The 10826-nt window shown below is 59.6% G+C and carries 9 protein-coding genes; 4 read left to right on the forward strand and 5 right to left on the reverse strand.

Annotation, left to right across the window (positions count from 1 at the left end; all coding sequences use genetic code 11):
- Positions 1-190 precede the first annotated feature (190 nt).
- On the reverse strand, positions 191-2356 hold the full coding sequence (nasA, locus tag B2G88_RS13185) for an assimilatory nitrate reductase NasA (protein WP_087715032.1): 2166 nt from the start codon (positions 2354-2356) through the stop codon (positions 191-193).
- Positions 2357-2707: 351 nt separating this feature from the next.
- On the reverse strand, positions 2708-3724 hold the full coding sequence (gene tatC / locus B2G88_RS13190) for a twin-arginine translocase subunit TatC (protein WP_054863589.1): 1017 nt from the start codon (positions 3722-3724) through the stop codon (positions 2708-2710).
- A gap of 197 nt (positions 3725-3921) precedes the next feature.
- On the opposite strand from tatC, the gene B2G88_RS19960 reads away from it, so the two are divergent.
- Positions 3922-6456: a twin-arginine translocase subunit TatC gene (locus B2G88_RS19960; protein WP_245835393.1), complete on the forward strand. Its 2535-nt coding sequence runs from the start codon at positions 3922-3924 to the stop codon at positions 6454-6456.
- A 99-nt stretch (positions 6457-6555) separates the two neighbouring features.
- Entirely contained in the window at positions 6556-6735 is a 180-nt protein-coding gene (locus B2G88_RS13200) for a ribbon-helix-helix domain-containing protein (RefSeq protein WP_054863591.1), read from the forward strand.
- Here B2G88_RS13200 and B2G88_RS13205 read toward each other — a convergent pair.
- From B2G88_RS13205 to B2G88_RS13215, 3 genes are all read right to left on the reverse strand, one after another.
- Entirely contained in the window at positions 6732-7511 is a 780-nt protein-coding gene (locus B2G88_RS13205) for a 23S rRNA (uridine(2552)-2'-O)-methyltransferase (RefSeq protein ID WP_054863611.1), read from the reverse strand. The genes B2G88_RS13200 and B2G88_RS13205 overlap by 4 nt on opposite strands.
- A gap of 138 nt (positions 7512-7649) precedes the next feature.
- A complete protein-coding gene (locus B2G88_RS13210; protein ID WP_087715033.1) occupies positions 7650-8417 on the reverse strand; it encodes a hypothetical protein in 768 nt (255 codons plus the stop codon).
- 125 nt (positions 8418-8542) lie between these two features.
- Positions 8543-8881 (reverse strand): ArsR/SmtB family transcription factor, encoded by a 339-nt coding sequence (locus B2G88_RS13215; protein WP_054863594.1) that lies wholly within the window; start codon positions 8879-8881, stop codon positions 8543-8545.
- 185 nt (positions 8882-9066) lie between these two features.
- On the opposite strand from B2G88_RS13215, the gene B2G88_RS13220 reads away from it, so the two are divergent.
- Complete coding sequence (locus tag B2G88_RS13220; protein ID WP_176393240.1) at positions 9067-10416, forward strand: DNA methyltransferase; 1350 nt, start codon at positions 9067-9069, stop codon at positions 10414-10416.
- 98 nt (positions 10417-10514) lie between these two features.
- Positions 10515-10820 (forward strand): hypothetical protein, encoded by a 306-nt coding sequence (locus B2G88_RS13225; RefSeq protein WP_054863598.1) that lies wholly within the window; start codon positions 10515-10517, stop codon positions 10818-10820.
- The last annotated feature ends 6 nt before the right edge of the window (positions 10821-10826 follow it).

The following is a 10826-nucleotide window of genomic DNA, read 5'->3' on the forward strand; positions in this document are numbered from 1 at the left end:
TTGTGGATTTTCAACGACGAACGTGGAACAGCGTCGCGAAAACAGTCAGTAACCCACGACTGAAGTCGTGGGCTTCCTCCTTGCATTTCTGTGAAACCGGAGCCGAGACGCGACGCTGGTCTCCTGATGAGTGCCCGTGAAAAAAGAACGAACGCGACGATGAATGGATGTATTCGGGACCGGGACCGGCTTATGCGCTCACTTCGGCAACAGCCGATAGCTCTCGCTCGGGCAGCGATTCGAGGCGAACGGCACACTGCTTGTAGTTCGGCTCCTTCGAGCGCGGATCGACGTCGGACACGGTTAGATCGTTGACCGCAGGATGGTGAATCGGCAGCCAAACGACGCCATCGGGAATCGCCTCGTCAGTGTCGACGCGAACAGTTACCGACGCGCGACGAGAGACGACGCGACCGTACGTCGTGGATTCGTCGTCCCCTTCCTCGTCCTCGAGACCGGTCATTTCGATATGCTCGAGTTCGTCGACCAGGGCAGCGGCCGTCGCGGGGCTGACGCGGGCGACCGGCGGGGCCGACTCGCGCGTCCGGACGCCAGTGTTGTACGCGTCCGGTCGTCGCCCGGTCGTCAGCGTCAACGGGTACGAGTCATCGGTCGACTCCGGGAGCGGGTGAGCGATCCCACTCGAGAATCGCGCGCGACCGGACGGTGTTGGGAACGTCCACGAGTCGCCACCGTCCGTCGTCTCAGTCGCCGAGTCACTCTCCGCTTGATCCGGCCCCTCGTAATAGCGGTAGCCAGCCGACACGTCCGGCGCGGGTGCGGGCCAGCGAACGGCCGACTCGGCCTCGAGGCGAGGGTAACTGATCCCCGACAGATCAGCCGGTGTGCCCGCAGTGAGGGCGGCAAGTTCGTTGAAGATTGCTTCGGGCTCAGGCATGTCGTCGAACAGATCTGGGGCGGTTCGGTCCGCAATCGCACCGATAAGCTCGAGATCCGTCTTGATGCCACTTGGCGTCTCCGTCGCCGCGCGAACGCGGGCAACAGTGCGCTCCATGTTGGTCGTTGTCCCCTCGGACTCCCCCCAGGTCGCTGCCGGCAGGACGACGTCCGCGAGTTCAACCGTCTCGCTTCGGAACGAATCCTGGACGACAAGGAACGCCTCCTCGAGTTGCTCGCGGACGTGGGTCGTATCGGGCATCCCCGCAACGGGGTTCGTCGCAACCGCGTAGACGGCCTCGACGTCGTCGCCAATCGCGTCGACGATGCCCACGGGACCGGGACCCGGTGTCTCAGGGAGTCGGGATTCGGGCACGTCCCAGGCGTCTGCAACCGCGTGGCGGTGTGCCGACTCGTCGAACGGCCGGTGACCCGGCCAACTCCCTTTCGACGAGCAGACACGCGTCCCCATCGAATTCGCCTGCCCGGTCAGCGAGAACGGGCCGGACCCGGGTCGGAGATTGCCCGTCGCAAGACACAGATCGATCAGCGCGCCCGCGGCCGCGGTGCCGTTGACGCTCTGGTTGATGCCCATCCCCCAGTAGACGAGCGTCGGGTCCTCGAGTGCGCGCGCGATGTGTTCGATATCGTCCATCGAGACGCCAGCGCGCTCTGCGGCGGCTTCGGCGTCGGGCAGCTCCGCACGCAACTCGTCGAAGCCCTCGGTCACCTCGGAAACGAACGCCTCGTCGACGCGGTCGGTCTCGAGTACGTGTGCGAGAACCGCTCGAGCGAGCGCGAGATCGCCGCCGGGCTCGAGTGGGACGTGATGGTCTGCGACCTCGGCCGTCTCGCTCGCGACGGGATCGACGACGATCAGTTCCGAGTCGTCCTCGGCGGCGGACTGATTGATCCAGCGAAACATGACCGGATGGGCAGCAGCCGGGTTCGCGCCCCAGACGAGATGCGTCTTCGCTTCGGGAATGTCGTCGTACGTCGGCGGCGGCGCGTCGCTGCCGAAGGCGTCGTAGTAGGCGGTGACCGCCGAGGCCATACACAGCGTCGTGTTAGCGTCGTAGTACGGCGTCCCGAACCCGCCACGAGCCAATTTCCCAAGCGCGTAGGCCGCCTCGTTGGTCTGTTGTCCGCTGCCCAGCACCGCGACGCGTTCAGAGCCCCCCTCGAGCGCCCCGTCGAGGCCCTCCGCGGCACGTTCGAGGGCGTTCTCGAGCGTCGTCGGCACGAGGTCGCCGTCACGGCGAACGAGCGGACGAGTCAGCCATTCGCCGCCAGGGTCGGCGGTTTCGCTGATGCCGCGCTGGCAGGCGAGGCCGTTGTTCACCGGATGCGTCGCATCGCCACGGACCACGTCGAGGCCATACCCCTTCTCGACGGGCCGTTGGACGTGCCCACAGCCGACCGCACACCGCATACACGTCGTCGGCACGAGATCAGTCACGAGGCGACACCTCCGACCGCCTTCGGACAGGCCGGCAGCGAATAGTCAGGTCCGCACTCGAGAGCGTACAATATCATACGGTAGTCCTGTATAGTCGGAAAGTATGCACCTACTAAACCGTACTCGTTTAACTACCACACATATATGGTGTATTCGATACCATATGGCCAATAGTGGTACAGATAGATACAATATAAGGATGGACAACTCGGAAACGGATTCACCAATTCAACGAGTGTCCATCCCGCGTTCACCCCCGTGTAAGCAGTTGTCATACAGTCGCGACCAGCGCTCGAGTGAGGAAAATCGGTGGAACGAAACTGATGGCGAGAACGCGAGTGGGGTGACCGATTACTCCTTGCCGACCCACTTCAGGATCAACAGGGTGCCTTCGAACAGCAGGATCATGGTGATCGCGACGAAGATGGGTGCCATCATCGTTGGGTCCATGGTGAACATGAACGACAGCCCCAAGAAGCCGGCCCAGAAGTACAGGCGCTTGTCCGCGAGCCAGCGCCGCGTCGTCACGCCCATCATGATTGCGAGCATCATGAACAGCGGAATCTGGAAGACAATGGCGAGGAAGCCAGTCAGCGTGATAACCAGATCGAACGTCTCACCGAGCGCGTAGGCGATGTCCGCACTGCCTTCGGCGTAGAACGTGAAGTACTCGAACAACAGCGGCAACACGAGCACGTACGAGAACAACATCCCGAGCGCGCCGAGCACGACACTCGTCGGGACCGCCGCGAGGTAGTACTTGCGCTCGTGAGGGTACAGCCCCGGTTTCATGAACTTATAGCACTGGTAGACAAAGGCCGGCAAGCCGACCATGATGCCAAGCAGCGCCGAGAGTTTGATCCGGGTCAGCCACAACTCGAGTGGGTGATAAATGTGTGGCGGCGGGGCCTCATCGGCCGATGCGGGGAAGATATCCGCCCAGATATAGCCGATTGCATCCGAGGCAAACAGCAGTCCAATGGCCGTCCCGGCGGACGCGAACAACAGGACGAACGCCAGCCGAAGCACCATCTCCTCGATGTGGTCGGCCAGTGGCATCTCCTGGTCGTCCGGCGGCGTCTCGAGGCCGCCGAGATCGTCGTCTTCCTCAGGGTCCGGATAGTCAGGATACGACGGCTCGCCGGTTTCTGCCTCCGGGCTCACGACGCCTTCGCCGTCGGTTTCGACTGGCGGAGTCTCGTCGCTGTCCGCGTCTCCGTCTGCATTGAGATCCTCGTCCGCGTCCGCGTCATCATCGGACTCGGGGTGCCCGCCATCGGGGAGGACACGCTCATCAGCCCGTTCGTGTGGCTGGGAGCGGGCACTCGCTGGGTCGGGGTCCCCCGAAGCCGCCAACTCATCCGACATCTATCGGGATATAGATAGGCCACTGGTTATAGGCCTTTTTCTTACGTCCATCTCGCACACCCCACAATGACTCCCTACCCGACGCCCGCGAGACGGCTTCCCCACCCTGATACAGACGCAACGACGTATATGGCTCATTTCCAGGGTACGGGACTCGAAAGGTTGATAACGGGATGTCAGTTACCCATGGACACCAAATGAGTTCTGCCGTTGACGAGGACACCGTCCGCGCAGTTCACTCCGGACGGGAAACGCTCGGTGCAATCTTTTCGAGTGCGCAAACACACCTGCAGAAGGTCTTTATCGTCTTCGTTATCGGCTTTATCGGCTCGTTTTACGCCCTTCGCATCTTCATCTGGGACTTCCTCGAGGCGACAGCGAAAGCGGAGATGGACCAGTACGTCGCCGATGCGACCTCCATTATTACGCGGACGCCGTTCGAAGTCATCCTCTTGCAGGCGAAAATCGGGATGCTCGTCGGTGTTCTCCTTGCGATTCCGGCGTTGCTGTACTATTCGCGCGGTGCGCTTCGCGAGCGCGGCATCGACTCTGTCGTGCCAGTCTCACGAACGTATCTGGCGGCACTCGTCCTGACGTCGGTGACGCTGTTCTGTATCGGCGTTACCTACGCGTACGCAGTCTTCTTTCCCTTTGCATTCGACTTCCTCGGGGCCGTTGCGTTCGATGCTGGCGTGACGCCGAGTTGGGGTATTACTGAGTTTACCGAGTTCATTGCCCTGCTAACGCTGTCGTTCGGACTGGCGGCGCAACTGCCGCTGTTTATGAGCGTCCTCTCCTACACTGAGATCATCTCTTATGAGACCTTCCGCGATAAGTGGCGCCACGCAATCGTCGGAATCACTGTCTTCGGCGCGCTGTTCTCCCCGCCGGACCCGTTCACCCTGATCATGTGGACGCTGCCACTGGTTGCCCTCTATGCGTTCAGCCTTGGTCTCGCGAAAATCGTCGCCAACGTCCGCCGACGCGGCGCGGCCGAACTCGACGGCGGCACCGCCCTGATGAAACGGCGCGTCATCCAGTTCGTTGGGGTCCTCGGACTCACGACCACTGCAGTGTCGATCTATCTCAATCAGAACGGCCTCGAGCGCACGGAAGAACTCCTCTACCCACTGCTTCCGGCTGGGCTCCGACCAAGCAGCTCGCTCGAATTGAGCTTCGGCCTCGAGGCGCTTCCAGCCGAATACGGCCTGCTCGGTGACGTTGCCGTCGCGGGCATCATCGCCCTCGGACTCGGGCTGGTGTTGCTGGTCGGCTACATGGTCAACATCCTGCAGTCGCCGGTCTACCCACGGGAGGGCGACATTCGTGCGGCCGAAACCCCAGACGATATCGACTTCAACACGCTCGCAGTCGGCGATATCGAGGAGGTTCCAGCGCCGGTCTTCCTCGCGATGACCGAAGACGAGGCGATGGACTACGCCCGGCAGGCGATGTACGACGATAACCGGGAGAAAGCCCAGACCATCATCGACCGCTTCGATACGCTGCACGAACAGCAGAAGACGGCCGACAACCCGGACGATGTCAACTTCGAGGCCCTCGACGCCGACGAGATCGGCGACCTCTCTGATTCGGTCTTCCTCGCAATGACCGAAGACGACGCCCTCGAGCACTCTCGGCAGGCCATGCACGACGAGAACCGCGCGAAAGCCGAGGCGATTCTCAACCGCTTCGACGCACTCGAAGAGGAACGCGAGGAAGCCGACCTCGAGGATGTCAGCGGTGAAACGGCGGCCGCAGGCGATGCCGGCGACGGTGACGATGACGACGGCAGCCTCTTCTCGAGTACCGCCGCGGGGATGCTCGATCCGTTCACTGAAGAGGAGACGACCGAAGACGACATCGGCGGCTATGCCTACGATCTGGCCTTTATTGTGGACAGCCTGACCTCGAAGACGATCTACATCGTCGGTGTGTTCATGGCCGTCCTCGGTGGGACGTTCCTCGCGATGTACCAGGGCGGATTCGGAATCGTCCTCGAGCAGTTCGTTGATCGCGTGCCGCGGGACGTGCTGGATGAAGTCACCGAGGAGCCGCTTGGAACGGAGGATGTGACAACGGAGGTCCTCGGCGAACTCGGGTTAGTCATCGCCTTACACCCCGTTGAAGTGCTGATCTTCATGGTGAAGGTGAGTACGATCCTCGCGATCATCTCCGTGCTGCCGATGATCCTCTATTGGGCGTGGCCCGCAGCCAGAGAGCGCGGCCTCGTCCGCGGTGACCCGCGCGTGTTCCTCGTCTGGGGTGGCACCATCTTCGCCGGCTTCGGGATGGGGCTGTTCCTTGGCTTCTACTGGATCGCGCCGACGGTCATCTCGTATCTCATCACTGACGCCCTCCGGAACCAGATGGAAGTCACCTATCGGATCAACAGCTTCTCGTGGCTCGTGATCTACACGACCATCGGCGTTGGCTTCCTCTTTAACATCATCGTCACGATGGCGATGTTCCACGTCGGCAAAATCGTCAACTACCGCACGATGCTCAAAGCGTGGCGGCCGGTCGTCGTCGGTATCTTCGTCGTCGCTGCAATCGCCAGCCCGAAGGGCATCCTGACGATGTTGCTCGTCGCCATCCCGATTGCGCTGACGTACATGCTCGGACTCGCTATTCTGTACGTCTTCACCGCAGGTGGCCGCCTGTTCGGTGGCGGCGGTGGCGGGAGCGCAACCGAGCCGGAGCCAGAGACGGACGCAACGGCGGCGAATTGACTCCCTGTTTCTGCTCAATCAGTCTCAGTCTCGGATAGCCCACCAAAAGCGCACAGCGGTTCGTATAAGCGTGGGGACTGCAAACTGGTAGCTAGACTGATGCCAAAGATTAGCGTGGAAATCCCACAGGAACTGCTCGAGGACCTCGATGCACACGTCGGTGATGACGGCAAGTTCGTCAATCGGAGCGACGCGATCCGTGCCTCGATCCGGAAAAATCTCGATATTCTCGACGAGATCGACGAGCGCCACGACCGGTTGACCGACGAGGACGCTTAAGACTCGAGTCGCTGTGCAAACCCGAAGTTGGGTTTGACGTCGTCAACACGAACCGTGACAGTCTCGCCTTCTTCGGCTCCCGGAACGAACAGCCGATAGCCTTCGACGGAGGCAATGCCATCTCCCTCGCCGCCGACGTCGATAATCTCGACCTCGAGTTCGTCGCCGATGCGGACGGGCGCGGTGAGGCGTCCTTTCGCGATAAAGTAGACTTCAGACGAGGATTTTCGGGATGCCTTGGGGCTCGTGACGCGGACGTACTGGAAATCGTCCTCAACATCGGATTTGAACTCGTCGACATCCGGTCCCTCGAAGATTTTCACGATGAAATCGCCGTCCGGACCGAGCAACTCGAGTGACGTTTCGTAGGCCTGACGGGCAAGATGCAGCGAGCGGGCCTGGTCCAGCGAGTACTCGCCGGACATGTTGGGTGCCATATCAGAGACGACCACGTCCACGTCGCCGCCTGCTGCGTCCATAACGCGTTCGCGCGTGCGCTCTTGGGTCATGTCGCCGCGAAGCGTCTCGATGCGCTCGTCGATGTCGTCGTCGAAGTCCTTGATTCGCTGGAGGTCGACGCCGATTACCGTTCCGTTGGAGCCGACTTTCTCTGCAGCAATCTGCAGCCAGCCACCGGGTGCCGCTCCGAGGTCGACAACCGTATCGCCCTCGTCGATGACGTTCTCGAGTTCGTCGAGTTGTTTGAGTTTGTACGCCGCTCGAGAGCGGTAGCCTTGCTGTTTCGCCCGGTTGTAGTAGTCGTCTTTTCGTGTCATGGGTTTCTCAGCCGACGCGGTCGTGGTCTCGCCCCACTGCATCGAGACGCGTGAGAGACGAGTCGGCAGGGATAGACGCATAGAGGAGGCTGATGCTGAAAGGGTTGACGTACTTGATCGACACCAAAGTGTCTCTCGTTACTCGTACTTCCAGACTCGCTCGGTCTCCACCCGGTCGTCACCATCCGATTCGAATACGTCGAATTCGAACAGATAGATGTCGCCTTCGTGGAGTTTGACCGCGAGCGTTCGGACGGCGTCAGGATACCGCTCCTTGTTCTCGATGCCTCGAGTGTTTCGAATCAACTGATTACGGTTCAGCGTCTCCCCCTCTCCCTTCGCTTCGACTGCGAGTGCGTAATGGTCCCCAGCGTCGTCGACGCCCACAGAGAGGTCGTCAAGTTCGGCCTCGCGACCGCGCACCCGGAATCGGAGGTGACTAGTCAGGTGATAGCACTCGAGTCCAGTGAAGTCGTCAAGTAGTCCAGCGTACCGCGTCTGGGTCAGTACACCCTGCTCATCGTCAGCGATGTACGGGCGAACAGCCTCGGGGAGCGCTGAGAGGCTCGTCTGGTGTGTCTCGTCGACAACCTCCGGGACAGCGATGAGCTGGTTTCGCTTCGTGAACAGATATGTCGGGTCCTCTCCCTCGCGAGTATCGTCGATAATGACGGCAGAGTAGCCGTGTTGAGACACCGTCTCGGGAAGCGGTCGGCGCGACCGATACGCGTATGGAATGTCGGGAACGTTCCCGACGCTGATATCGAGTTCGTCCATCGCAGCCTCGAGATCATCTCGATGAAACGGGATGTCTTCGTCGAGGGCCGACCCCTCGATTTCGTCGTCCAGTGCTGCGACCCGCTGTTTGAAGACCCATTCAATGATGCGCCGATATTTGCCTGCCATTGTCCACGTTGCTCTCGGAGGGACGAGTGAATGTATCGACCATTAGATATTTATTAAAAGGTATTCGTCTGGTATCTAAGCAGACATTCGATATACTACCGACACACCCAACGGCTACAGGTCACTCAGTCCTGTGGGAGGGCCGGTTCGCGGAGAGAAAATTCGTAGTCCCCATCTTTCACTATCTCGAGCGTGAGCGTCCTTCCATTCCCTGCTAATTCGAATTCCTTTCGAGGGCGTTTGTACGGGCCTTGGACACTCTTTGATTCAAGAAATCCTGCGCTCTCTAAGATATTTAGGTGGTACAGAATAGACTCCCCAGAGATAGCGAACTCATCTTTCTCTGCAAGGTCGGGTGCGGCGACCGGGCCATCTACTGCATACTCGAGAATACGGAGGCGCTTCTCGTCCGCGATTTTATCCAATACTGCCGCTTGCTCTGCAAAACTCATCTCCTCAGCCATTACTAAAATATCTTACTAGGCTTCCGGATAGTCTCTTCTTCAAAATCGAAAGGTTACTTAGATGTGTATCGAAAGGCTCTATAGATATTAGATAGGTATACAAACCGTTCCCCGTCCGAAACAAAAAAGACCTAACCCTAAGCCATGCCACGAGAGAATACAGGACGACACCGAATATGGAGCATATGAGCAATGTCGCTCGTCTCTCGGACACGAGCATCCACGACTGGTATCGCCACGTCTTCGCATACAGCGACCAGATAATCGTCGACCTCGTGAACGAGTTTGAGATTGAAGACGACGACGTCATTCTCGACCCGTTCAACGGGACGGGGACGACCACGCTGACGGCAAAGCGCCTCGGCATCGATTCTATTGGGGTTGACGCGAACCCGGTGGCCGTCCTTGCCGGGCAAGTCAAAACCACGTGGGACATCGACCTCGAGGAGTTCACACAGCGACGAAACGACTTGTTAGGGACGGTTGAACCCGTTTTCGATAGGATCAGTGCAGAGGGGAACGTAACTCTCGATTCGTACACGGACACGGGCAGTGACGAGACGGCCGTCTCTCTTGACCAGTATGACTTTACAGAACCCGAGAAGACGCCGAAAGACTGGCTCAGTGAGAAGCCACTGAAGAAGATGCTCGTGCTCCGGCACCACGTCGACGAGATGCCGGCCGACGAGATTACGGACATCTTCCGGCTCGCGATGCTTGCCATTTTACCGGAAGATGTCGCGAACATCGGGTTCGGCCCCGAGGCGTACAAGGTCTCGATGCAAGACGACGTGGATGTCTACACGACGTATCGAACGAAACTCGACGCCATCGAGCGAGACCTCCGGACGACCCAGGACGCACTCGAGGATGGGATGGCCGTCGGTGAGACAGAACATCTCGGTGGTGATGCTCGCAAGGTTGGAGAGATTCTTCAGGAAGAGTCGACGCTCCTCAACACGGACAAACACGAGGGCGAAATTGACTATCTCATTACGTCGCCGCCGTACCCTGCTGAACACGACTATACCCGCAACCAGCGCCTCGAGCTCATATGGATGGGCGTCCTCGAGGACAACAGCGATCTGCAGAAGATCAAGAAGACGAACATCCGGTCGAACACGAAGAACATCTACGTGGATGACGACGACGCCAAACAGACGAATATCCGAGAGAACGAGCGCATTGACACCATCGTCACTCGGATGGAGCAAATCATCGAAGAAGAGGACATTCAACACGGGTTCGGCCAATACTACCCGCGAGTCGTTGCGGAGTATTTCGCGGGAATGCTACGACACTTCGAGCAGGTATACGACATCATGGCTCCCGGTGGAAAGGCCTGTTACGTCGTCGCGGACTCGGGGTCGTACTGGCAGGTTCCCATTGAGACGGGAGAAATTCTCGAGGAACTCGCGGAGAGCCGAGTCGGATTCGTCGAGACGGAGATCCTGCCATGGCGGAAAGTTCACGCCACGACTGGTTCACACGACGGATTGGATGAGGAAATTCTCGTTCTGACGAAACCTGAGTAGGTCATTTACCCGCCGATACAGGCACTCTCCCAGCCATCACTCCCCAGTCGGCAGTGTCGTGCACATCGTTTAGGAGTGGTGGGCACCTCACCTCGAGTATGGAAACACCACCCGAACTCGAAGTTGCGGCCGGAGACAACGACGAGATCCGCATTGCGAACCGCGAGTACGACGGAGAACACATTATCGCGGTCGATTTCGGCCCAGTCGTCGGCGAGCCGTCGCTGGATATCGTCGATGGGATCGCAATCGTCGTCATCGAGCGTGTGAGCGACGAAGGTGGCGGTCTGGCGACTGCATCGGAGTCCAGTGGGAGTGATCAGTTTGAGTTTGCCATACCGACCGACGCGAGCGACGTAACGGTCAACGACGGCATGTTGACGATTACGTCGGAGCAGTCGTAACCGACT

This window comes from Natronolimnobius baerhuensis (assembly GCF_002177135.1).
GTDB lineage: Archaea > Halobacteriota > Halobacteria > Halobacteriales > Natrialbaceae > Natronolimnobius > Natronolimnobius baerhuensis.

Coding starts and splice junctions, on each gene's coding strand:
- tatC (WP_054863589.1), bottom strand. CDS start 3,724: ATGTCGGATGAGTTGGCGGCTTCGGGGGACCCCGACCCAGCGAGTGCC.
- B2G88_RS19960 (WP_245835393.1), top strand. CDS start 3,922: ATGAGTTCTGCCGTTGACGAGGACACCGTCCGCGCAGTTCACTCCGGA.
- B2G88_RS13200 (WP_054863591.1), top strand. CDS start 6,556: ATGCCAAAGATTAGCGTGGAAATCCCACAGGAACTGCTCGAGGACCTC.
- B2G88_RS13205 (WP_054863611.1), bottom strand. CDS start 7,511: ATGACACGAAAAGACGACTACTACAACCGGGCGAAACAGCAAGGCTAC.
- B2G88_RS13210 (WP_087715033.1), bottom strand. CDS start 8,417: ATGGCAGGCAAATATCGGCGCATCATTGAATGGGTCTTCAAACAGCGG.
- B2G88_RS13215 (WP_054863594.1), bottom strand. CDS start 8,881: ATGGCTGAGGAGATGAGTTTTGCAGAGCAAGCGGCAGTATTGGATAAA.
- B2G88_RS13220 (WP_176393240.1), top strand. CDS start 9,067: ATGAGCAATGTCGCTCGTCTCTCGGACACGAGCATCCACGACTGGTAT.
- B2G88_RS13225 (WP_054863598.1), top strand. CDS start 10,515: ATGGAAACACCACCCGAACTCGAAGTTGCGGCCGGAGACAACGACGAG.